At 54.9% G+C, this 23,115-nt stretch carries 22 protein-coding genes and 1 other RNA gene; 9 read left to right on the top strand and 14 right to left on the bottom strand.

Annotated features, from left to right (window positions below; genetic code table 11):
* Positions 1-15 precede the first annotated feature (15 nt).
* On the bottom strand, positions 16-594 hold the full coding sequence (locus EL098_RS03060) for a YecA/YgfB family protein (RefSeq protein ID WP_164716766.1): 579 nt from the start codon (positions 592-594) through the stop codon (positions 16-18).
* Positions 595-762: 168 nt separating this feature from the next.
* On the opposite strand from EL098_RS03060, the gene zapA reads away from it, so the two are divergent.
* The 3 genes from zapA to EL098_RS03045 all read left to right on the top strand — a co-directional run bounded on the left by zapA (position 763) and on the right by EL098_RS03045 (position 1,934).
* Positions 763-1,092, top strand: coding sequence for a cell division protein ZapA (gene zapA, locus EL098_RS03055; protein WP_008461599.1), 330 nt, complete (start codon positions 763-765; stop codon positions 1,090-1,092).
* A 41-nt stretch (positions 1,093-1,133) separates the two neighbouring features.
* Positions 1,134-1,317, top strand: a non-coding RNA gene (ssrS, locus tag EL098_RS03050) — 6S RNA.
* 20 nt (positions 1,318-1,337) lie between these two features.
* The gene (locus tag EL098_RS03045) at positions 1,338-1,934 is read left to right on the top strand and encodes a 5-formyltetrahydrofolate cyclo-ligase (protein ID WP_126354659.1); all 597 of its coding nucleotides are present in this window, start codon (positions 1,338-1,340) and stop codon (positions 1,932-1,934) included.
* 38 nt (positions 1,935-1,972) lie between these two features.
* On the opposite strand, the gene serA is transcribed toward EL098_RS03045, so the two are convergent.
* Both serA and rpiA read right to left on the bottom strand, forming a co-directional pair.
* Positions 1,973-3,211, bottom strand: coding sequence for a phosphoglycerate dehydrogenase (serA, locus tag EL098_RS03040; protein ID WP_126354657.1), 1,239 nt, complete (start codon positions 3,209-3,211; stop codon positions 1,973-1,975).
* Between the two features lie 303 nt (positions 3,212-3,514).
* The gene (gene rpiA / locus EL098_RS03035; RefSeq protein WP_126354655.1) at positions 3,515-4,174 is read right to left on the bottom strand and encodes a ribose-5-phosphate isomerase RpiA; all 660 of its coding nucleotides are present in this window, start codon (positions 4,172-4,174) and stop codon (positions 3,515-3,517) included.
* Positions 4,175-4,361: 187 nt separating this feature from the next.
* On the opposite strand from rpiA, the gene argP reads away from it, so the two are divergent.
* Positions 4,362-5,261: a DNA-binding transcriptional regulator ArgP gene (argP, locus tag EL098_RS03030; protein WP_126354653.1), complete on the top strand. Its 900-nt coding sequence runs from the start codon at positions 4,362-4,364 to the stop codon at positions 5,259-5,261.
* A gap of 53 nt (positions 5,262-5,314) precedes the next feature.
* Here the strand turns inward: argP and EL098_RS03025 are convergent, their stop codons facing one another.
* The 7 genes from EL098_RS03025 to tkt all read right to left on the bottom strand — a co-directional run bounded on the left by EL098_RS03025 (position 5,315) and on the right by tkt (position 13,712).
* Positions 5,315-6,052, bottom strand: coding sequence for an oxidative stress defense protein (locus EL098_RS03025; RefSeq protein ID WP_126354651.1), 738 nt, complete (start codon positions 6,050-6,052; stop codon positions 5,315-5,317).
* 111 nt (positions 6,053-6,163) lie between these two features.
* Entirely contained in the window at positions 6,164-6,799 is a 636-nt protein-coding gene (gene argO, locus EL098_RS03020) for an arginine exporter ArgO (protein ID WP_126354649.1), read from the bottom strand.
* 142 nt (positions 6,800-6,941) lie between these two features.
* Entirely contained in the window at positions 6,942-7,802 is an 861-nt protein-coding gene (locus tag EL098_RS03015; RefSeq protein WP_126354647.1) for a small-conductance mechanosensitive channel MscS, read from the bottom strand.
* Positions 7,803-7,984: 182 nt separating this feature from the next.
* A complete protein-coding gene (gene fbaA / locus EL098_RS03010) occupies positions 7,985-9,064 on the bottom strand; it encodes a class II fructose-bisphosphate aldolase (protein WP_085542353.1) in 1,080 nt (359 codons plus the stop codon).
* Between the two features lie 97 nt (positions 9,065-9,161).
* Positions 9,162-10,325 (bottom strand): phosphoglycerate kinase, encoded by a 1,164-nt coding sequence (pgk, locus tag EL098_RS03005; protein ID WP_126354645.1) that lies wholly within the window; start codon positions 10,323-10,325, stop codon positions 9,162-9,164.
* 21 nt (positions 10,326-10,346) lie between these two features.
* Positions 10,347-11,393, bottom strand: a complete 1,047-nt coding sequence (epd, locus tag EL098_RS03000; RefSeq protein WP_126354643.1) for an erythrose-4-phosphate dehydrogenase — start codon at positions 11,391-11,393, stop codon at positions 10,347-10,349.
* Positions 11,394-11,720: 327 nt separating this feature from the next.
* On the bottom strand, positions 11,721-13,712 hold the full coding sequence (gene tkt, locus EL098_RS02995) for a transketolase (protein ID WP_126354641.1): 1,992 nt from the start codon (positions 13,710-13,712) through the stop codon (positions 11,721-11,723).
* A gap of 268 nt (positions 13,713-13,980) precedes the next feature.
* On the opposite strand from tkt, the gene loiP reads away from it, so the two are divergent.
* The gene (gene loiP / locus EL098_RS02990; RefSeq protein ID WP_126354639.1) at positions 13,981-14,739 is read left to right on the top strand and encodes a metalloprotease LoiP; all 759 of its coding nucleotides are present in this window, start codon (positions 13,981-13,983) and stop codon (positions 14,737-14,739) included.
* A gap of 36 nt (positions 14,740-14,775) precedes the next feature.
* Here loiP and speB read toward each other — a convergent pair whose 3' ends face one another.
* The 4 genes from speB to EL098_RS23845 form a co-directional block, all read right to left on the bottom strand.
* Entirely contained in the window at positions 14,776-15,696 is a 921-nt protein-coding gene (gene speB, locus EL098_RS02985) for an agmatinase (protein ID WP_126354637.1), read from the bottom strand.
* A 187-nt stretch (positions 15,697-15,883) separates the two neighbouring features.
* Positions 15,884-17,860 carry a biosynthetic arginine decarboxylase gene (speA, locus tag EL098_RS02980; RefSeq protein WP_126354635.1) on the bottom strand — a complete coding sequence of 659 codons (1,977 nt, stop codon included), beginning with the start codon at positions 17,858-17,860 and terminating at the stop codon, positions 15,884-15,886.
* Positions 17,853-17,993, bottom strand: a complete 141-nt coding sequence (gene yqgB / locus EL098_RS02975; RefSeq protein WP_408609119.1) for an acid stress response protein YqgB — start codon at positions 17,991-17,993, stop codon at positions 17,853-17,855. Before yqgB ends, speA begins: the two co-directional genes overlap by 8 nt.
* 107 nt (positions 17,994-18,100) lie before the next feature.
* Complete coding sequence (locus EL098_RS23845) at positions 18,101-18,190, bottom strand: hypothetical protein (protein ID WP_456297835.1); 90 nt, start codon at positions 18,188-18,190, stop codon at positions 18,101-18,103.
* Between the two features lie 494 nt (positions 18,191-18,684).
* On the opposite strand from EL098_RS23845, the gene metK reads away from it, so the two are divergent.
* The 4 genes from metK (at position 18,685) to endA (ending at position 23,011) form a co-directional block, all read left to right on the top strand.
* The gene (metK, locus tag EL098_RS02960) at positions 18,685-19,839 is read left to right on the top strand and encodes a methionine adenosyltransferase (protein WP_126354629.1); all 1,155 of its coding nucleotides are present in this window, start codon (positions 18,685-18,687) and stop codon (positions 19,837-19,839) included.
* Positions 19,840-20,230: 391 nt separating this feature from the next.
* Positions 20,231-21,625 carry a sugar porter family MFS transporter gene (locus EL098_RS02955; RefSeq protein ID WP_126354627.1) on the top strand — a complete coding sequence of 465 codons (1,395 nt, stop codon included), beginning with the start codon at positions 20,231-20,233 and terminating at the stop codon, positions 21,623-21,625.
* A gap of 70 nt (positions 21,626-21,695) precedes the next feature.
* A complete protein-coding gene (locus tag EL098_RS02950; RefSeq protein ID WP_126354625.1) occupies positions 21,696-22,211 on the top strand; it encodes a SprT family zinc-dependent metalloprotease in 516 nt (171 codons plus the stop codon).
* A 92-nt stretch (positions 22,212-22,303) separates the two neighbouring features.
* On the top strand, positions 22,304-23,011 hold the full coding sequence (endA, locus tag EL098_RS02945; RefSeq protein ID WP_126354622.1) for a deoxyribonuclease I: 708 nt from the start codon (positions 22,304-22,306) through the stop codon (positions 23,009-23,011).
* Positions 23,012-23,115 lie beyond the last annotated feature (104 nt).

The raw sequence follows: 23,115 nt of genomic DNA, 5'->3' as shown, positions 1-23,115 counted from the left end.
CTGACATTTTTATCGTTAGTGGAGCGTTGGTTTTTGTACCTCGGGAGCCGTTGGCGCCACGCGAGTAAAGGTGTCGTGACACAGCAAAGCGGCAACACGCACATACTCGATAATCTCCTCCAGCGACATCTCCAGCTCTTCCTGGTCTTCGTCTTCGTCATAGCCCAGTTGGGCAATATTACGCAGATCGTCGATCGCTTCACCGGTTTCACCGGTGACTTTATCAAGCTTGCTTTGCATCACGCCAAGCCCAAGCAGGAAGTGGTTTACCCAGCCGGAAAGCGCATCGGCGCGATCGAAAACGGAGACATCATCACCGTCCGGCAGGTAAAGCTGGAACAGGAAACCTTCATCCTCCAGCGAGTCGCCAATGGCAGCGTGCATCTGGCGCAGCGGATCCGCAAGGTTCTGGCTAAAAGCCAGGCCTTCATTCGTCAGGTCGTGCAGCAGCGCTTGCCAGCTGCTGTCTTTGTTACCGCCGCACAGCATACCGCTGATCAAGCCGTGCATTTCTGCAGGCGTCAGGCCCACACCTTGTTGGTTCAAAAGTTGGCCTACGGCATCGTAGCCAGGCATTGCGTTCTGTATAGACATGCGCATTCGTCATCGTTGGCAGGAATAGTGTGTGTTATGCTACCACCAGGACCCCCGCAGATACCAGAAAAGGGCTTGTATCTTAATATCGGGATAGCTATAGTGGCGCCCCTTCCGTTACCGGGGTCGGTAGCGTTAAGGCAGGCGAGTAAACAGCAGGAAGGTGGCATGTCTGCACAACCAGTCGATATTCAAATTTTCGGTCGTTCATTGCGCGTGAATTGTCCGCCTGAACAACAGGATGCGCTGAATCAGGCTGCGGAAGAGCTGAATCAGCGGTTGCAAGATTTAAAAGTTCGCACTAGAGTCACAAATACCGAGCAGCTGGTCTTTATCGCAGCACTGAACATTTGCTACGAGCTGGCTCAGGAAAAGTCGAAAACCCGTGACTACGCCGCCAATATGGAAGAGCGTATTCGGATGCTACAGCAGACCATCGAACAAGCATTGCTTGAGCAAGGTCGCATTGCAGACCGACAGGGTCCAAAGTTTGAATAACACTTCGCAGTTGACTATGGTAGAGTAACTTCGAAGACAAAATTTCTCTGAGATGTTTGCAAGCGGGCCAGTCCCCTGAGCCGATATTTCATACCACAAGAGTGTGGCGCTCCGCGGTTGGTGAGCATGCTCGGTTCGTCCGAGAAGCCTGAAAACCATGACGACACACTCACCTTGAACCAAGGGTTCAAGGGTTACAGCCTGCGGCGGCATCTCGGAGATTCCCTTTTTACTACCCGGCCATCATGACGCGTAAACCGTTAACCTCAACGCTTCGTCAGGACATACGCCAGACAATCCGGCAGCGACGCCGGTCGCTTACTCCCGCTGAACAACACACTTTTGCCCAACAGGCCGCTGAACGCATGCTGGTGTTTGAGCCGGTTATTCACGCGCAAACCGTGGCGCTGTTTCTCTCCTTCGACGGTGAGCTGAATACCACGCCGCTGATTGAAGGATTGTGGCAGGCGGGAAAAGAGGTCTACCTTCCTGTGCTTCATCCCTTCAGCCCGGGCAACCTGTTGTTTCTGCGCTATACGCCGACGAGCAGGCTGGTCACCAATCGTCTGAAAATTCTTGAGCCTGAGCTGGACGTTCGCGACGTGCTGCCGCTGAACAAGCTGGATGTGTTGATTACCCCGCTGGTGGCCTTTGATGCAAAGGGACAGCGTCTGGGGATGGGCGGAGGATTCTACGACAGGACGCTACAGCACTGGCAGCAGCACGGGCTCTACCCGGTTGGCCTGGCGCATGATTGCCAGCAGGTGGATGAATTACCGGTTGAACAGTGGGATATCCCTTTGCCTGCCGTGGTGACGCCGTCGCGCCTCTGGCAGTGGTAAAGCCCCTTCCCCATCAGAGGAAGAGGCCACAAGGTCTATCAGTACAGCAGGCGGGCGCGAATAGTGCCCGGAATCGCTTTCATTGATTTCAGCGCTTTCTCCGCAACATCTTCCGCTGCATCAATATCAATAACGACATAGCCCATGTGCGGCGTAGTCTGCAGGAACTGGGCAGCAATGTTGATGCCCTGCTCGGCGAAGATCTGGTTAAGCGCCGTCAGGATCCCCGGACGATTTTCATGAATGTGCAGCAGGCGGCTGGTCGTGCCGCCGTGCAGCGGCAGAGAAACCTCCGGGAAGTTAACCGCTGACAGCGTAGAGCCGTTATCAGAGTACTTCGCCAGTTTACCCGCCACTTCCAGACCGATATTTTCCTGTGCTTCCTGAGTTGAGCCGCCGATGTGCGGCGTCAGGATCACGTTGTCGAACTCACACAGCGGCGAGTTAAACGGATCGCTGTTGGTTGCAGGCTCGGTCGGGAAGACGTCGATAGCCGCACCAGACAGATGTTTGCTGGAAAGCGCGCCGCACAGCGCTGGAATATCCACTACCGTGCCGCGAGAGGCGTTGATCAGCAGAGAACCAGGCTTCATCAGCGCCAGCTCGTTAGCGCCAATCATGTTTTTAGTTGAGGCATTTTCCGGCACGTGCAGGCTCACCACATCGCTCATATTCAGCAGGTCGGAGAGATGCTGAACCTGAGTGGCGTTGCCCAGCGGCAGCTTGTTCTCGATGTCGTAGAAATAAACATGCATCCCCAGAGATTCAGCCAGAATCCCTAGCTGCGTGCCGATGTGGCCGTAACCGATAATGCCGAGTTTTTTACCGCGGGCTTCATAAGACCCCACGGCCAGCTTGTTCCACACGCCACGGTGCGCTTTCGCGTTAGCCTCAGGGATCCCGCGCAGCAGCAGCAGCAGCTCGCCAATGACCAGCTCAGCAACGGAACGGGTGTTAGAGAATGGCGCGTTGAATACCGGGATCCCACGCTTCGCGGCGGCATCCAGGTCAACCTGGTTTGTCCCAATACAGAAACAGCCAACCGCCACCAGCTTCTCAGCCGCAGCAAAGATCTCTTCGGTCAAATGGGTGCGGGAACGCAGGCCAATAAAGTGAGCATCACGGATCGACTCTTTAAGCGCTTCGGAATCCAGCGCGCCTTTATGGAATTCAATGTTGGTGTATCCCGCCGCGCGAAGATTATCCACCGCCTTTTGGTGCACGCCTTCGACTAGCAGGAATTTAATTCTGTCTTTATCCAGTGATACTTTTGCCATTTCCCCGACCCTATTTCAGTGCTGTTGTGTTCATTTCTGGGCGATGATGCGCCACCGCCTATAAGTTACCCTTCTGTCAAAATATCAAAATCTACGTTTGGGGCAATATGAACGATTGCGTCAGCGTCTCGTCGAAAGGGAATAAGGCGGCAGGAGTCAGAATAAAATGCTGGGAGTACGGAATAACCAGGAATGAATCACAGGACCGTTACCAAAATGTGATATATGTCACCAAATATGCCGTTAAAATAATTTGTCATTTTTTATACGGATTTTTGGGGCGCAGAGGGCGCCCCGGTCAGATCATTTCACGATAGTTTTGACGCCTTCTGCGGTCCCAATCAGCGCCACATCCGCGCCTCGGTTCGCAAACAGCCCCACGGTCACCACGCCAGGAATACCGTTGATGGTATTTTCCAGCTTCATCGGCTCCATGATGCTCAGGCCATGCACATCCAGAATGATATTGCCGTTGTCAGTAACCACACCCTGACGATACTCCGGGCGACCGCCCAGCTTCACCAGCTCACGCGCTACGGCGCTGCGCGCCATCGGGATCACTTCAACCGGCAGCGGGAAATTGCCAAGAATATCGACCTGCTTGGAGGAGTCCGCGATGCAGACAAACTTCTCAGCCACCGAGGCGATAATCTTCTCGCGGGTCAGCGCTGCGCCGCCGCCTTTAATCATCTGCATCTGGTTGTTGATCTCATCGGCACCGTCGACATAAACGCCTAATGAGTCCACCTCATTAAGATCGAAAACGGTAATTCCAAGGCTTTTCAGTTTCGCGGTGGAAGCGTCGGAGCTGGAAACAGCGCCTTCAATCTGGTGTTTAATGGTACCCAGAGCATCAATGAAGTGCGCGGCCGTTGAGCCGGTGCCAACGCCGACAATGGTCCCCGGCTGCACGTACTGGAGCGCTGCCCATCCGACTGCTTTTTTCAGTTCATCCTGCGTCATAATTTTATGCCTGTGATGTGGAAACTGACGCGCATTATAGAGCATGAGCTGAAAAAATGTCCCCGGGATTACCGCAATGCCGACGTCATCACGTTCAAAGCCATAGCCGTTTGCCGATTTGGTCTGAATCAACGGCAAATTTATGTCATAGTGGCTGCACAAAGAGATCAGGAGCAAATGAACAACAATGAAACGCCCGGACTACAGAACGCTGCAGGCGCTGGATGCGGTAATTCGTGAACGAGGATTTGAGCGCGCGGCGCAGAAGCTGTGCATTACTCAGTCGGCGGTATCACAACGTATTAAGCAACTGGAAACGATGTTCGGCCAGCCATTGTTGGTGCGCACCGTACCGCCTCGCCCTACCGAGCAGGGTCAAAAGCTGCTGGCGCTTTTACGCCAGGTAGAGCTGCTGGAAGAAGAGTGGCTGGGCGACGAGCAAACCGGCTCCACGCCGCTGCTGCTCTCGCTTGCGGTCAACGCCGATAGCCTGGCAACCTGGCTGCTGCCGGCTTTGGCGCCGGTATTAGTTGACTCGCCTATTCGCCTCAATCTCCAGGTGGAAGATGAAACCCGAACCCAGGAACGTCTGCGCCGGGGTGAAGTGGTGGGCGCAGTCTCTATACAGCCTCAGCCGCTGCCCAGTTGCCTCGTGGATCGCCTGGGCGCGCTGGACTACCTTTTTGTGGGTTCAAAAGAGTTTGCCGAGCGCTATTTTCCCAACGGCGTTACGCGTTCGGCTCTGCTCAAAGCGCCAGCGGTTGCCTTCGACCATCTCGATGACATGCATCAGGCCTTTTTGCAGCAGAACTTCGACCTGTCGCCGGGCAGCGTCCCCTGCCATATCGTTAACTCTTCCGAAGCCTTCGTCCAGTTGGCCAGACAGGGCACAACCTGCTGTATGATCCCGCACCTGCAAATCGAGCGCGAGTTAAATAGCGGGGAATTAATCGACCTGACGCCGGGCCTGCTACAGCGACGCATGCTTTACTGGCATCGTTTTGCGCCTGAAAGCCGCATGATGCGTAACGTCACGGATGCCTTGCTCGAATACGGACACAGGGTATTGAGGCAGGATACGGAATAACGTTTAGACTAACCCCCGCCGCAAACGGCGAGGGTTAAGGTGCAGATCAGCAGTTACTGAGCAGGAGCCGCCGGAGCCTGAGCGCCCTGCAGCTCAAACACGACATCAACCTGATCGTCAAACTGGATAGTCTGCTGATCGTAGGTGTCCTGAGCGGAAGCAGGTGCAGCCGCGTCCGCTTTCATCATGCGAACCATCGGCGCTGGCTGGTAGTTAGAAACGTGGTACCGCACGCTGTATACCGGTCCCAGCTTGCTGTTAAAGCCTTCGGCCAGCAGCTTCGCCTGACGAGTTGCGTCGTTAATCGCCTCTTTGCGTGCTTTATCCTTGTACTCTTCAGGATGCGCAACGCCCAGCGACACGGAACGGATTTCGTTGAGGCCAGATTTCAGCGCGCCATCAAGGAGTTCGTTCATTTTATCCAGCTTGCGCAGAGTCACTTCAACCTGGCGTACTGCACGGTAGCCCTTCAACTGGGTTTTACCGTCTTTCAGGTAATCATATTCCGGCTGCGTGCGCAGGTTGGCAGCATTGATGTCCTTTTTCTCAACGCCATTTTTCTGCAGGAAGGTCAGATACTCCGCCACGCGATCGTCAGCCTGTTTTTTGGCGGAGGCCGCATCCTTAGCGGATACGTTAACTTCGATAGCGAGGGTAGCGATATCAGGTACGGCATCCACGCTGGCTGTCCCGGAGGTGACCACGTGCGGCCCGTTCGGCAACTCACCTGCCTGCACAGAAACAGAACCTAATCCCATTAACGCGGCTAATGCTAAAATTTTAAACTTCACTGTAACTCCTCCGTGCTACGTTCCACTGTGATTACGCCTTTCAAAAAAACTCCCGGCGTCTGCCAGCAAGCTTAGCGTGTAATGGAAACTTGTCTATCGGATTATGGCGAATTAGCGCACGAGCGCCGCGATATGCTGCACGCCATCCAGGGCCAGCTGGGCCGCGATAAACCACATCACAACGCCGACCACGCCGTTAATCATGCGCTGGGCTTTCGCCGTACGCAGCCGCGGAGCAAGCCAGGCGGCAAGAAGAGCCAGCCCGTAAAACCAGAGAACAGAGGCGCTGATGGTGCCCAAAGCAAACCAGCGCTTCGCTTCATCCTCGAGCTGTCCGCCCAGGCTACCGAGCACCACAAAAGTATCCAGATAAACGTGCGGGTTGAGCCAGGTGACCGCCAGCACGGTAACGACAATCCTCCAGCGCCCCTGCTTCAGCACTTCGGCCGAGGCAAGTTCCAGATTACTGCTCATCGCCGCGCGTAAAGCGCCCCAACCGTACCACAGTAAAAACGCAACGCCGCCCCAGGTGACCAGCGCCAGCAGCCAGGGGGACTGCATCAGGATTGCGCTGCCGCCAAAAATCCCACCGCAAATAAGCAGGATGTCACTCAGCGCACACAGCGTGGCAATCATCAGATGATACTGACGACGGATCCCCTGATTCATGACAAAAGCATTTTGCGGCCCTAGCGGGAGAATTAACGCGGCCCCTAATGCAATACCCTGAAAATAATAAGATAACACGCTGCACACCCTTCAAATATTGATCATAGAGCGTGAGTGTAATGCGCCTGGATTATTAGAGGAAATTGATAATATTAATCACTAATAAGAATAACTAATGACGATCAATAAAAGAAGGGCCAGCAAAAGCCGGCCCCGGGAATTATGCGTTGTCAGACTCTTTGATCTGACGGACGTGAACGTCCATTTGCGGGTAAGGAATGCCGATGCCGTTTGCATCGAGCGCTTTCTTAATACGCTCCAGTACATCCCAGTAAACGTTTTGCAGATCGCCGCTTTTGCTCCATGCACGCACCACAAAGTTCACGGAAGAAGGACCAAGCTCGTTAAGGCGAACGGTGATGTCGCGATCTTTCAGGACGCGCTCATCGCTGGTGATGATTTCAGTCAGGATCTCTTTTACCCGATCGATATCCGCATCGTAGGCTACGCCGATAATAAACTCATTGCGGCGCGCAGGCTCACGGGAGAAGTTAATAATATTGCCCGCGATGATTTTACCGTTCGGCACAACCACGATTTTGCCGTCAACGGTGCGCAGCGTGGTGGAGAAGATTTGCACGTTAAGCACGGTACCGGCAATGCCGCCCAGATCAACATATTCACCGGTACGGAAAGGACGGAAGGTCACCAGCAGGACGCCAGCCGCGAGGTTGGACAGAGAGCCCTGCAGCGCCAGACCTACGGCTAAACCGGCGGCACCCAGCACGGCAATTACGGAGGCAGTCTGCACGCCAACGCGGCTTAACGCGGCAATCAGCGTGAAGGCAATAATACCGTAGCGCACCAGCGCAGAGAGAAAGTCAGCCACGGTGCTGTCGATGCTGCGGGCCAGCATCAGGCGGTTTACCGCCCCGGAGATCAGGCGGGCGATGATCATCCCGACAATAAGAATGGCCACGGCGGCGACGATGTTCACCGCGTAGCTCAGCAGCAGCTCCTGGTTACGCACCAGCCAGCCTCCGGCATTATGAATACTGTCTACAACGTTGAGATCTTCCATTTACTTTTCCTTGTCAGAGAGTTGCCCGCAGGGCAAAAAATTCTACGTCCTGAAAGCGTAGTCCAGATGCAAAGGGTAAACAAAAACCGACATTTATGCCAAGTAGATCACAAAATTGAGGCTTTTCCGACGTAAAAAAGCCCGCTCATGGCGGGCTCAGTCAGGCACGGCAAAATCTCAAATTACAGAACGTCTACCGCGTTCAGCTCTTTGAATGCCTGCTCCAGGCGAACGATCATAGAAGTCTGTGCTGCGCGCAGCCAGACGCGTGGATCGTAGTATTTTTTGTTCGGCTGGTCAGCGCCTTTCGGGTTACCCAGTTGACCCTGCAGGTAAGCTTCGTTTTCTTTGTAGTACTGCAGGATACCGTCCCAGGTTGCCCATTGGGTGTCGGTATCGATGTTCATTTTGATCACGCCGTAGCTTACGGAGTCTTTGATTTCCTGAGCGGAAGAACCGGAGCCTCCGTGGAAGACGAAGTTCAGGCTGTTGTGCGGCAGGTTGTGTTTCTTAGAAACGTATTCCTGAGAGTCGCGCAGGATGGTTGGGGTCAGCACTACGTTACCTGGCTTGTACACGCCGTGTACGTTACCGAAGGAAGCCGCAATGGTGAAACGTGGGCTGATTTTGCTCAGCTCGGTGTAAGCGTAATCAACGTCTTCTGGCTGGGTGTACAGAGCAGAAGCGTCCATGTGGCTGTTGTCCACGCCGTCTTCTTCACCGCCGGTGCAGCCCAGTTCAATTTCCAGGGTCATGCCCAGTTTGGACATACGAGCCAGGTATTTGGAGCTGATTTCAATGTTTTCTTCCAGAGACTCTTCGGACAGGTCAATCATGTGGGAAGAGAACAGTGGTTTACCGGTAGCGGCAAAGTGTTTTTCACCCGCATCCAGCAGGCCATCGATCCACGGCAGCAGTTTCTTAGCGCAGTGGTCGGTGTGCAGGATAACCGGCACGCCGTAGTGTTCAGCCATCTGGTGAACGTGGTGTGCGCCAGAGATTGCGCCCAGGATAGCAGCACCCTGAGGAACATCAGTTTTCACGCCTTTACCCGCGATGAAGGCGGCACCGCCGTTAGAGAACTGAACGATAACCGGAGATTTAACTTTCGCGGCGGTTTCCAGTACGGCGTTAATAGAGTCGGTACCGACGCAGTTAACGGCTGGCAGAGCAAAGTTGTTCTCTTTTGCTACCTGGAAGATTTTCTGTACGTCGTCGCCAGTTACAACACCTGGTTTTACGAAATCAAAAATTTTAGACATGTTGATGTGTCCTGTAGGCCTTTGAAAAATCGAATTACCGTCCTGAGTCTTGCCGGGCGGCAATAAATCAACGGGCAGGATACCCTGCCCGTAGGAATTACTTCTTAGCGCGCTCTTCGAGCATGGCTACTGCAGGCAGGACTTTGCCTTCCACGAACTCAAGGAATGCGCCGCCGCCGGTGGAGATATAGGAAATTTTGTCTGCGATACCGAACAGGTCGATAGCCGCCAGGGTGTCGCCGCCGCCGGCGATGGAGAAGGCTTCGCTGTCGGCGATAGCACGAGCAACGATTTCGGTCCCTTTACGGAAGTTAGGGAATTCGAACACGCCAACCGGGCCGTTCCACAGGATGGTTTTCGCGTTTTTCAGGATCACGGCCAGTTTCTCAGCGGAAACGTCGCCCATATCCAGAATCTGCTCTTCATCTTTGATGTCGTTAACGGACTTCAGGGTTGCAGGGGCAGTTTCGGAGAACTCAGTAGCCACACGAACGTCGGTTGGCACCGGGATATCGCAGCGGGTCAGCAGCTCTTTTGCAGTATCAACCAGGTCTGCTTCGTACAGGGATTTACCCACGTTGTGGCCCTGAGCGGCAACGAAGGTGTTCGCAATACCGCCGCCAACGATCAGCTGGTCAGCAATTTTGGACAGGGAGTCCAGCACGGTCAGTTTGGTAGACACTTTGGAGCCGCCAACGATAGCTACCATTGGGCGAGCAGGTTCTTTCAGGGCTTTACCCAGCGCTTCGAGTTCATCTGCCAGCAGCGGGCCTGCGCAGGCAACATCAGCAAATTTAGCGATACCGTGAGTGGAAGCCTGAGCACGGTGAGCAGTACCGAATGCATCCATGACGAATACGTCGCACAGCGCAGCGTATTTTTTGGACAGCGCTTCGTCGTCTTTTTTCTCGCCTTTATTGAAGCGAACGTTTTCCAGAACAACCAGTTCACCTGCAGCAACGTCTACGCCGTCCAGGTAATCTTTTACCAGACGAACCGGGTTAGACAGCTTTTCTTTCAGGTAGTTAACAACCGGCAGCAGAGAGAATTCTTCGTTGTACTCGCCTTCGGTCGGACGACCCAGGTGAGAAGTCACCATCACTTTAGCGCCCTGCTTGAGAGCCAGCTCAATGGTCGGCAGAGAAGCACGAATACGTGCGTCGCTGGTGACTTTTCCGTCTTTAACCGGCACGTTCAGATCGGCACGGATGAAAACGCGTTTGCCCGCCAGATCCAGATCGGTCATCTTAATTACAGACATGGTGAATCCTCTCGTTGATGCTTAAAGTTTTGCAGACGCAACGTGCGCCTTACCTGAAATCCATTGAGCCATAACCAACGTGGTATCGAGCATCCTGTTGGCAAAGCCCCATTCGTTATCACACCAGACCAGTGTTTTAATCAGATGTTGTCCACTGACCCGCGTTTGCGTGCCGTCGACGATGGCACTGTGCGGATCGTGGTTAAAATCAGTTGAGACCAACGGTAATTCCGTATAGTCAACTATACCATGAAATGCTTCCTGTGCCGCTTTTTGCAGCAAGTGGTTGACTTCACATGCATTTACTGAATTCTTGACCGTCACGCTTAAGTCAATTGCCGTGACGTTTATCGTCGGAACGCGTACCGCAATGGCCTCAAAACGGTCATTAAACTGGGGGAAAATACGCGTAATACCGGCAGCCAGACGCGTATCCACCGGAATGATCGACTGACTCGCCGCGCGGGTACGTCGTAAATCTGGGTGATAGGCGTCAATAACCTGCTGATCGTGCATCGCCGAGTGGATGGTGGTCACCGTCCCGGACTCAATGCCAAACGCTTCATCCAGCAGTTTGATGATCGGAATAATACAGTTTGTGGTGCACGAGGCGTTGGAGACGATGCGGTGGCTGTCTTCGACCAGTTCATGGTTAACGCCATAAACTACGGTAGCATCGAGATCGTTGCCGCCGGGATGTGAGAAAAGTACTTTCTTCGCCCCTGCCGCGAGGTGAGCTTCACCGTCGGCGCGGGAGCCGAATACGCCGGTACAGTCCAGCACGATGTCAACGCCCAGCTCGCGCCACGGTAGCGCCTCAATCGTAGGTTCGTGCAGCAGGCGGATGCTGTCATCGCCGACGAACAGGACATCGCGCTCCTGGCGCACATCCCAGGCAAAGCGGCCGTGGCTGGTATCGTACTTCAACAGATGCGCGATACCCGCAGCGTCTGCCAGTTCGTTAATTGCTACCACGGTAATTTCCGCACGGCGACCCGATTCGTACAAAGCACGTACCACGTTGCGCCCAATGCGACCGAAGCCATTAATAGCGATGCGTACGGTCATATCTCTCCTGCCAGAATCCCTGGGATTAAGTGGCTGACAGAGTAATCCAGCAACCGCCTGAGGGGAATCCTCGCACTCATGAAACTGCACTTGTTTGCTTACTTGTCGAACATTTATTCGACTGAAACGCTTCAGCTATGTTAAGCGAAAGCGGGAATAAAAGGAACGATACCCCATTATGGTCGGCTTAACTTCTGACGCACATCACAGTTTTGGTGGAATAACGGCAACTGACTGCCGCGGTGGTGGAATAACGGACGGGGGATAAGTGGAATAATCGGCATAAAAAAGGGCCGCCGAAGCGACCCTGTTAATTAGCGAGACAGATTACAGAATCGCTTTAGCCTGTTTCACTACGTTATCCACGGTGAAACCAAACTCTTCGAACAGCAGTTCCGCTGGCGCAGACTCACCGAAGGTGGTCATGCCAACGATAGCGCCGTTCAGGCCAACATATTTGTACCAGTAGTCTGCGATACCGGCTTCGATAGCCACACGAGCAGAAACGGCTTTCGGCAGCACCGATTCACGGTAAGCAGCATCCTGCTTGTCGAACGCATCGGTAGACGGCATGGAAACCACACGCGCCTTCACGCCTTCGGCGGTCAGTTTGTCCCACGCCGCTACGGCCAGCTCAACTTCAGAACCGGTCGCGATAAAGATCAGCTCTGGCTGGCCGTCACAGTCTTTCAGCACGTAGCCGCCGCGAGCGATGTCTTTCAGCTGCTGCTCGGTACGATCCTGCTGCGCCAGGTTCTGACGGGAGAGGATCAGCGCGGTCGGGCCGTCGTGACGCTCAACGCCGTATTTCCACGCCACCGCAGACTCAACCTGGTCACATGGGCGCCAGGTGCTCATGTTCGGGGTCACACGCAGGGAAGCCACCTGCTCAACCGGCTGGTGAGTCGGGCCGTCTTCGCCCAGGCCGATAGAGTCGTGGGTGTAAACCATCACCTGACGCTGTTTCATCAGCGCAGCCATACGCACCGCGTTACGGGCATACTCTACGAACATCAGGAAGGTAGAGGTGTACGGCAGGAAACCACCGTGCAGGGAGATACCGTTGGCGATAGCGGTCATGCCGAATTCGCGCACGCCGTAGTGGATGTAGTTCCCGGCGGTGTCTTCGTTAATCGCTTTAGAACCGGACCAGATAGTCAGGTTAGAAGGCGCCAGGTCAGCGGAACCGCCCAGGAATTCTGGCAGCAGCGGACCAAAGGCTTCAATAGCATTCTGAGACGCTTTACGGCTGGCAATCTTGGATGGATTAGCCTGCAGCTTAGCGATAAATTCGTTTGCTTTCGCATCGAAGTCAGCCGGCATTTCGCCTTTCACACGGCGAGTAAACTCTGCTGCTTCCTGCGGGAAGGCTTTTGCGTAAGCGGCGAACTTCTCGTTCCATGCCGCTTCTTTAGCCTGACCAGCTTCTTTCGCATCCCACTGAGCATAGATATCAGAAGGGATCTCGAACGGAGCGTGGTTCCAGCCCAGCGCTTCGCGAGTCAGTGCGATTTCTGCATCACCCAGCGGTGCGCCGTGGGAGTCGTGAGTACCCGCTTTGTTCGGGGAACCGAAGCCGATGATGGTTTTGCACATCAGCAGGGACGGTTTGTCGGTTACCGCACGCGCTTCTTCTACCGCACGTTTGATAGCCGCCGCGTCGTGACCGTCTACGCCGCGCACTACGTGCCAGCCGTAGGCTTCAAAGCGTTTCGCGGTATCGTCGGTGAACCAGCCTTCAACGTGGCCGTCGATGGAGATGCCGTTGTCATCATAGAACGCAACCAGTTTACCCAGTTTCAGGGTACCGGCCAGAGAGCAAACCTCGTGAGAGATGCCTTCCATCATGCAACCGTCACCCATAAAGGCATAGGTGAAGTGGTCCACGATGTCGTGGCCAGGACGGTTGAACTGCGCCGCCAGCGTTTTCTCTGCGATAGCCATGCCGACCGCGTTGGCGATGCCCTGACCCAGCGGGCCAGTCGTGGTTTCAACACCTGCGGTGTAGCCCACTTCCGGGTGGCCCGGAGTTTTGGAGTGCAGCTGACGGAAGTTTTTCAGTTCTTCAATCGGCAGGTCATAACCGCTGAGGTGCAGCAGGCTGTAAATCAGCATAGAACCGTGGCCGTTGGACAGCACGAAGCGGTCGCGGTCGGCCCAGGATGGGTTCTGTGGGTTATGGTTCAGGAAATCACGCCACAGGACTTCGGCAATGTCGGCCATACCCATAGGGGCACCCGGGTGACCGGATTTGGCTTTTTGTACTGCGTCCATGCTGAGCGCACGAATAGCATTGGCAAGCTCTTTACGAGAGGACATTTTGACTCCAGATCGGATGGTTGAAGGTCGCGCCTTGACTACGATGCGTTATGGGCTACGCCCGAAAATGTGACAACAATGTACACCAGGGGAATGGTCATGTACATGCGGCGCGCCGTTGACAGGGTAAGAAATCTCTGGATAACGCTCGCAAGTTGCGCAACCTGATGCGCAGGCTATTTATTCTTCTTTATACTGAGCGAGGAGCCGCCTCGCCTGCGGTAAATCCGATTCTGTTTTGACCTATTATAAAGAAAGGAAAATGGCCATGAAGATGCGCCCTGTATTATTAAGCCTGAGCGTCGCGGCCCTGCTGAGCGGCTGCCAGGGAATGGACTCCAACGGGCTATTGACCTCCGGAGCCGAAGCCTTCCAGGCCTACACCCTAAGCGATGCCCAGGTCAAAACCCTGAGCGACGATGCCTGTAAGCAGCAGGACAGCAAAGCTACCCTCGCCCCGGCGGACAGCCCCTATACCCAGCGGCTGAACAAAATCGCCTCCGCGCTGGGCGATAACATCAACGGCCTGCCGGTCAACTACAAGGTGTACGTCACCAAAGACGTTAACGCCTTCGCGATGGCGAACGGCTGCATCCGCGTTTACAGCGGGCTAATGGACATGATGGACGACAACGAAGTTGAAGCGGTGATTGGCCACGAAATGGGTCACGTCGCCCTCGGCCACGTGAAAAAAGGCATGCAGGTCGCGCTTGGCGCTAACGCAGCGCGCGTCGCAGCGTCTTCCGCAGGCGGCGTCATTGGCAACCTGTCGCAATCTCAGCTTGGGGATTTAGGTGAAAAACTGGTGAACGCTCAGTTCTCCCAGCGCCAGGAGTCTGAAGCTGACGACTACTCTTACGATCTGTTACGCAAGCGCGGTATCAACCCGATCGGCCTTGCCACCAGCTTTGAGAAGCTAGCGAAGCTTGACGAAGGGCGTCAAAGCTCAATGCTGGACGACCACCCGGCTTCAACAGCCCGCGCTCAGCATATCCGCGACCGCATGGCGGCGGACGGCATTAAATAAAGTAAAACCGCCCCGTATGGGGCGGCTTTCGAAGGCTTACTCGCCTTTCTTGGCGGCCTGGATATAGAGCATTTCCAGCGCCAGAGTCGCCGCGGCCAGCGCGGTGATTTCGGACTGATCGTAGGCCGGAGCCACTTCCACCACGTCCATCCCTACAATATTCAGATCTTTCAGGCCGCGCACCAGCTTAATGGCGCGATCGGAGGTCAGACCGCCAATCACCGGCGTACCGGTACCCGGCGCAAATGCAGGATCCAGACAGTCGATATCAAAGGTCAGGTAAACAGGCATATCACCCACGATCTGCTTAACCTGAGCGATGATATCGTCCACGCCGCGATCGTTCACCTGGCAGGCATCGAGTACGGTGAAGCCGTTGTCTTTGTCGAACTCGGTACGAATGCCGATCTGCACGGAGTGGTTTGGATCGATCAGGCCTTCGTTTGGCGCGGTGTAGAACATGGTGCCGTGGTCGAACTCACAGCCGTTCGCATAGGTGTCGGTGTGGGCATCAAAGTGAACCAGCGCCATTTTACCGAAATGCTTAGCGTGCGCGCGCAGCAGCGGCAGGGTGACGAAGTGGTCGCCGCCGAAGGAGAGCATACGCTTGCCGGCAGCCAGCAGCTTCTCGGCGTGAGCCTGAAGATTCTCGCTCATCTCGCGCGCATCGCCGAAGGCGTATACCAGGTCGCCGCAGTCCACAACGTTCAGACGCTCGCGCATGTCGAAGTTCCACGGGAAACGGTTTCCTTCCCATGCCAGGTTGGTGGATACCTGACGAATCGCTGCCGGGCCGTGGCGGCCGCCTGCGCGACCGGAAGTTGCCGCATCAAACGGAACGCCGGTGATCACCCAGTCCGCATCGCTATCGTACGGCTGGAAGTTCAGCGGGAAACGTAAAAAACCAAAGGCATTAGATACCAGGGAGTTATCGTATTTGTGGCCTAAGGTGCTCATTGTCTGACCTCTCGGTTGGGGTTAAAACGCCTAAAAAAAATCCCCTCCGCGTCGTTAAACCCGACGAGGAAGGGATTGGATTGGGGTACTGCTTTTATTGAGCGGATTATCGCCGCTAATTCATACGGGTTCAAGAGAGTATAGCATTCTGCCTGATGCCCTCTCCCACGGGGAGAGGGAGGTTTACCTACTCGTCTTCCAGGTACGTGTAACCGTAAAGGCCCGACTCAAACTCTTCGAGGAACTGCTGCTGCAGCGCGTCGTCAAGGCCGGTGTTCTTCACCTGGTCACGGAACTGGGTCAACAGTTTGTTCGGGTCGAGCTGCACGTACTGCAGCATATCCGCGACGGTATCGCCTTCGTCAGACAGCTCAACTTCTACGGAGCCGTCAGGGAAGACGAAGACGTCCACCGCTTCGGTGTCCCCGAACAGGTTGTGCATGTTGCCCAGAATCTCCTGGTACGCGCCAACCATAAAGAAGCCCAGCATCGGCGGGTTCTCAGGATCGTACTCCGGCATTGGCATGGTCGTTGCGATACCGTCGCCGTCCACGTAGTGGTCGATAGCGCCGTCGGAATCACAGGTGATGTCCAGCAGCACGGCACGGCGTTCAGGCGCGTGGTTCAGCCCTTCCAGCGGCATCACCGGGAACAGCTGATCGATCCCCCACGCATCCGGCATCGACTGGAACAGCGAGAAGTTGACGTACATTTTGTCCGCCATACGCTCCTGCAGTTCATCGATGATTGGACGATGCGCACGGTTGCTTGGATCGAGCTGTTTCTGCACGTCGTGGCACATGTTCAGGTAGAGCTGCTCTGCCCAGGCACGCTCCTGCAGGCTGTAGGCACCGGAGGAGTAGCCAACGTGAATATCGTGCAGGTCCATCTGGCTGTCGTGCAGCCACTCGCGCAGCGAACGACGCGTGCCCGGCTCGTGCATTTCCTGCCAGGTTTCCCACATGCTTTGCAGCGCGCGCGGCGCGTCATCAGCCGGCGGCGTTGCTTCGGTGTATTCGTTACGCTCAACGCCGATGATATTGGAAACCAGCACGGTGTGGTGTGCGGTTACGGCACGGCCGGATTCGGTAATCACCGTCGGGTGCGGCAGACCATTCTCTTCGCAGGCGTCGCCAATCGCCCAGATAATGTTGTTCGCGTACTCATTCAGGCCGTAGTTCACTGAACAGTCGGACTGGGAGCGAGTTCCTTCGTAGTCCACGCCCAGGCCACCGCCCACGTCAAAGCACTGGATATTCACGCCAAGCTTGTGCAGCTCAACGTAAAAACGTGCGGACTCACGTACGCCGGTCGCGATGTCGCGAATATTGGCCATCTGCGAACCAAGGTGGAAGTGCAGAAGTTGAATACTGTCCAGCCGACCGCGTTCACGCAGCATTTCCACCAGTTGCAGAACCTGGTTTGCCGCCAGGCCGAATTTAGATTTTTCACCGCCGGAGGACTGCCACTTACCGGAGCCCTGGGAAGCCAGACGTGCGCGGACGCCCAGGCGCGGCACCACGTTCAGGCGCTCGGCTTCTTCCAGCACGATGCCGATCTCGGACATCTTCTCGATAACCAGATAGACCTTATGGCCCATCTTCTCGCCGATCAGCGCCAGGCGGATGTATTCGCGGTCTTTATAGCCGTTACAAACGATAACGGAGCGGGTCATGCCTGCGTGCGCCAGCACGGCCATCAGCTCGGCTTTAGAGCCAGCTTCCAGACCCAGCGGTTCGCCGGAGTGGATCAGCGACTCAATCACGCGGCGGTGCTGGTTAACTTTAATCGGGTAAACCAGGAAGTAGTCGCCCTTATAGCCGTAAGATTCACGGGCACGCTTGAAGGCGGCGTTAATCGAACGCAGGCGGTGCTGCAGGATCTGCGGGAAGCAGAACAGCGCGGGCAGGCGCTGGCCCTGAGCTTCACGAGCTTTAACCAGCTCGGCGAGATCGACACGAGCCTCCGGAACGTCCGGATCCGGACAAACGCTGATGTGGCCCAGTTCGTTGACGTCGTAATAGTTATTGCCCCACCAGGCAATATTGTATGTACGCAGCATCTTACTGGCTTCCTCGGAGCTCATGGCAACCTCCTGAATGGAACGATGTACATCCTGCTCGCCCACTGACGAACCCGAAACAGAAGTAATTTTGTCAGTCATGGCGAACCTCAAATTTTGTCGATTGTGCAAAACAGTTGACTACTATCGCAGGGGTATCCTGCAATAACAACCCATTAACAGCGCGTATTGACAGCACAAGACGCTGAGCGTCAGGCTGTGCGACCGGTTTCATTTTCATATCATTGTAAAACACGTATCCGACCCCTGTATGACAGGACGGCGAAACCACGAGAAAACTCTTGTATGACAAGAGCGCCCTTGTTCAGTGACCACGGCGGATTACAGGCCGGCCCGGGGATCCTGAGAAGCGCCGAGAGGGGTAAAACATCGGCAAGTTTGAAAACATGAGATGCAGGCTGCGAGGAGCATATGCGCGCCAGGACGGCGTGCCGGGTTAGTTGAATGACGGCGGTTCATTACTCGTATCACCTCCACGCATACGTTGAATATGTATGCGACAAGCCAAAGCTGCGAGCACTGTAGCTGACAGGCTCTAAATAATTGCTCAACCCGGCTGGAAGTGGGCAACACAAATCGTGTGCTTTTGATTAAGCCGCGCGCGCCGCTTTATACCCATATCAGGGGTAAAAAGCAAAACAAAAATGCGTAAATTGCCAGCAGTGTCAGCTACGCTTTCCACTTAACATTTCTCACATCTTGCCCTGAGCCTAAAAAATTCTGGCTATCTGCCGATTGTCTAATCTAAAATGGCCGTCCAGATGTTAATCCATCTATACTGATTAACTGTTAGACTGCCTGTTTTTCAATCTGTGGCAATAAGTTCCCGGGTTGGTCTATCTCGCCGTGATTACGGCGTAGAGCAGCAGCCTGAACTAAATAAATCCTTTTAGGGTGAAGAAAATATGGCTAAACACCTTTTTACGTCCGAGTCTGTATCTGAAGGGCATCCTGATAAAATCGCTGACCAAATCTCCGACGCCGTCCTTGACGCCATCCTCGAGCAGGATCCGAAAGCGCGCGTAGCCTGTGAAACCTACGTGAAAACCGGCATGGTTCTGGTTGGCGGCGAGATCACCACCAGCGCCTGGGTTGATATCGAAGAGATCACCCGTAATACCGTGCGTGAAATCGGCTACGTGCATTCAGATATGGGCTTTGATGCCAACTCCTGCGCCGTCCTGAGCGCGATCGGCAAACAATCCCCGGACATTAATCAGGGCGTTGACCGTAGCGATCCGCTGGAACAGGGTGCGGGCGACCAGGGTCTGATGTTTGGCTACGCAACTAACGAAACCGACGTGCTGATGCCAGCGCCGATCACCTACGCTCACCGTCTGGTACAGCGTCAGGCTGAAGTGCGTAAAAACGGTACTCTGCCGTGGCTGCGTCCGGATGCAAAAAGCCAGATCACCTTCCAGTACGACGACGGCAAAATCGTCGGCATCGATGCGGTGGTGCTGTCTACTCAGCATTCCGAAGACGTCGAGCTGAAAGTCCTGCAGGAAGCGGTGATGGAAGAGATCATCAAACCTGTTCTGCCGGGCGAGTGGCTGAACGCGTCGACCAAATACCACATCAACCCAACCGGCCGTTTTGTTATCGGTGGCCCGATGGGTGACTGCGGCCTGACCGGGCGTAAAATCATCGTTGATACCTACGGCGGCATGGCTCGTCACGGCGGCGGCGCATTCTCCGGTAAAGATCCGTCTAAAGTTGACCGTTCTGCTGCCTACGCGGCGCGCTATGTTGCGAAAAACATCGTGGCTGCCGGCCTGGCCGACCGCTGTGAAATTCAGGTTTCTTACGCTATCGGCGTTGCAGAACCCACCTCAATCATGGTGGAAACTTTCGGTACCGAGAAAATCTCTACCGAACAGCTGACCCTGCTGGTACGCGAGTTCTTCGACCTGCGTCCATACGGCCTGATTCAGATGCTGGATCTGCTGCACCCGATTTACAAAGAGACCGCCGCTTACGGTCACTTTGGTCGCGAACATTTCCCATGGGAAAAAACCGACAAGGCAGCGCTGCTGCGCGAAGCCGCTGGCCTGAAATAACCCGCCACCGCTTTTGTGCTTTAAAGGCCAGCTTATGCTGGCCTTTTGCTTTCTGGCCCCACGCTATTTTTCCCTGCTCCGCCCCGTTTCATGCCCCTTGGCAGCAATATGAAACCGATTACACACACCAAAACTGGCTTTGCTACCCCTATTTAAGCAGTCTCTCCCTATGATGCATCATTTGTTACATAATGCTTCTGAATGTGCCGATATTTAACCAGAATGTGGGCTTAATTTCTCCTTGATGCTATGTCTTATCGCTTAGCAGCCTCTATTTAATCCAAAATCCTAATGTAAACGATTACATCACTGTGATTATCATCACACACTTTTGCCCTTCGCTGACCTACCCTTAACGGCGTCAAATCCGAACAACTATCTGGAGGGCGTTATGCCTGACAATAAAAAATCAGCGCGTTCTAACAAGAGCATGACGTTTTTTGTCTGTTTCCTGGCCGCGCTCGCCGGCCTGCTGTTTGGTCTGGATATCGGCGTAATTGCCGGTGCGCTGCCGTTTATCGCTAAAGATTTCGCCATCACCTCCCACACCCAGGAGTGGGTGGTGAGCTCTATGATGTTTGGTGCTGCCGTCGGGGCAGTCGGCAGCGGCTGGCTCTCTTTCAAACTGGGCCGCAAATACAGCCTGATGATCGGTGCCGTGCTGTTTGTCCTCGGCTCCCTTTTCTCGGCCTTTGCGCCAAACGTTGAGGTATTGCTTATCTCCCGTGTCCTGCTGGGACTGGCTGTAGGCGTGGCTTCTTACACCGCGCCTCTGTATCTGTCAGAGATCGCGCCGGAGAAAATTCGCGGCAGCATGATCTCCATGTACCAGCTGATGATCACCATCGGTATTCTGGGCGCTTACCTCTCCGATACCGCCTTCAGCTACACCGGATCCTGGCGCTGGATGCTGGGGGTTATTACCCTTCCCGCCCTGCTGCTGCTGGTTGGGGTATTTTTCCTGCCGGACAGCCCGCGCTGGTTTGCCGCCAAGCGCCGCTTCCATGATGCTGAGCGTGTTCTGCTGCGCCTGCGTGATACCAGCGCTGAGGCAAAAAATGAGCTGGAGGAGATCCGCGAAAGTCTGAAGATAAAACAGAGCGGCTGGGCGCTGTTTAAAGATAACTCTAACTTCCGCCGCGCGGTCTTTCTTGGCGTGCTACTGCAGGTGATGCAGCAGTTCACCGGCATGAACGTTATCATGTACTACGCACCAAAAATCTTTGAAATCGCCGGGTTTGCCAACACCACGCAGCAAATGTGGGGCACCGTTATCGTTGGGCTGATTAACGTGCTGGCCACCTTCATCGCTATCGGCCTGGTCGACCGCTGGGGACGTAAACCTACGCTGGTGCTCGGCTTCCTGGTCATGGCCGTTGGGATGGGCGTGCTCGGCACCATGCTGCAGGTCGGTATCCATTCTCAGGGCGCGCAGTACTTTGCGATCGCCATGCTGCTGATGTTTATCGTTGGCTTCGCCATGAGCGCCGGCCCGCTGATTTGGGTGCTGTGTTCCGAAATCCAGCCGCTGAAAGGGCGTGATTTCGGCATCACCTGCTCTACCGCCACCAACTGGATTGCCAATATGATCGTCGGCGCTACCTTCCTCACCATGCTGAATACGCTGGGCAACGCCAACACCTTCTGGGTCTATGCCGCTCTCAACCTGCTCTTTATCGTCCTGACGCTGTGGCTGATTCCTGAAACGAAACACGTCTCTCTGGAGCACATCGAACGTAACCTGATGAAAGGCCGTAAATTACGCGAAATCGGCGCACACAACTAAGCACAAAAAGCTCCTCCCGGAAACGGGAGGGGCTTGCACCCCGCTCCCTGCCCCATTATTCTCTGCCGTTATGAAAGCCCCCCGACTCCCTATTGCCATCCAGCAAGCCGTCATGCGCTGCCTGCGTGAAAAGCTCCAGCAGGCCAACTCGCATTTAGGCACCTGCTACCCCGAGCCCAAAATGGTCTATCAGCAGCGCGGCACCGCTGCCGGAACAGCCTGGCTGGAAAGCTATGAAATTCGCCTCAACCCGGTGCTGTTGATGGAGAACCAGCAGGCTTTTGTTGACGAAGTCGTACCTCATGAGCTGGCTCACCTGCTGGTCTGGAAGCATTTTGGCCGCGTTGCGCCTCACGGCAAAGAGTGGAAATGGATGATGGAAACCGTGCTTGGCGTTCCTGCTCGCCGCACCCATCGGTTTGAAGTTGATTCGGTTCGCAAAAATACCTTCCCCTACCGCTGCCCCTGCCAGCTGCACCAGCTCACCGTGCGCCGCCACAATCGGGTTCTGCGCGGCGAGGCTGAATACCGCTGCACGCATTGCGGTCAGTTATTAAAGCAAGACGTTACAACCCCATGTAATTAATCATTTATTTCCGGAATTTTTACGCCACCGCTGATTGAAACTGGATATCCGATCAGGTAGGGTGCGGTCACGTTTTAGTAAGGATTCTGGAAATGTCTCGCAAAATTTCTTTGGCTGTTGCGTTCGTTGCAGCCCTAAGCACTCTCCCCGCATTCAGCACCGGCATTAACAGCTTCGCTCAGGCCAAAACCGCAGGCGTAAAGGTCAACGCCGATGCCCCTGGCGACTTCTACTGCGGCTGTAAAATCAGCTGGCAGGGCAAAAAGGGGATCCCGGATCTTGAGTCCTGCGGCTATAAAGTGCGTAAAAATGAAAACCGCGCCACCCGCATCGAGTGGGAGCACGTCATGCCCGCCTGGCAGTTTGGCCATCTGCTGCAATGCTGGCAGGACGGCGGACGTAAAAACTGCGCCAAAGACCCGGTTTACCGCAAAATCGAAAGCGATATGCACAACCTTCAGCCTGCCGTCGGAGAGGTTAACGCCGACAGAAATAATTTCATGTACAGCCAGTGGAACGGCGGTGAAGGACAATATGGCCAGTGCGCAATGAAGGTGGATTTCAAAGATAAAGTTGCCGAGCCGCCGGAACGTGCCCGAGGCGCGATTGCCCGCACCTACTTCTACATGCGTGACCAGTACCAGCTTGCGCTTTCACGCCAGCAGACCCAGCTATTCGAGGCCTGGGATAAACGCTATCCGGTTAACGACTGGGAGTGCGAAAGGGATGAACGTATTGCGCGAGTCCAGGGCAACCATAACCCATATGTGCTACGGGCTTGCAAGGCGCGAAACAGCTAACCTACACTAGCGGCAATTCTTTATTTGCTGCGAGGTTTATCCTCATCCAGGCCCTCTCTCAGTAAGCGAGATGGCACTTCTGGAAGCGCAGCGCAACTAACCGG

Source organism: Cedecea lapagei (genome assembly GCF_900635955.1).
Classification (GTDB): Bacteria; Pseudomonadota; Gammaproteobacteria; order Enterobacterales; family Enterobacteriaceae; genus Cedecea; species Cedecea lapagei.
This window is presented reverse-complemented; position numbering and strand designations above follow the sequence as displayed.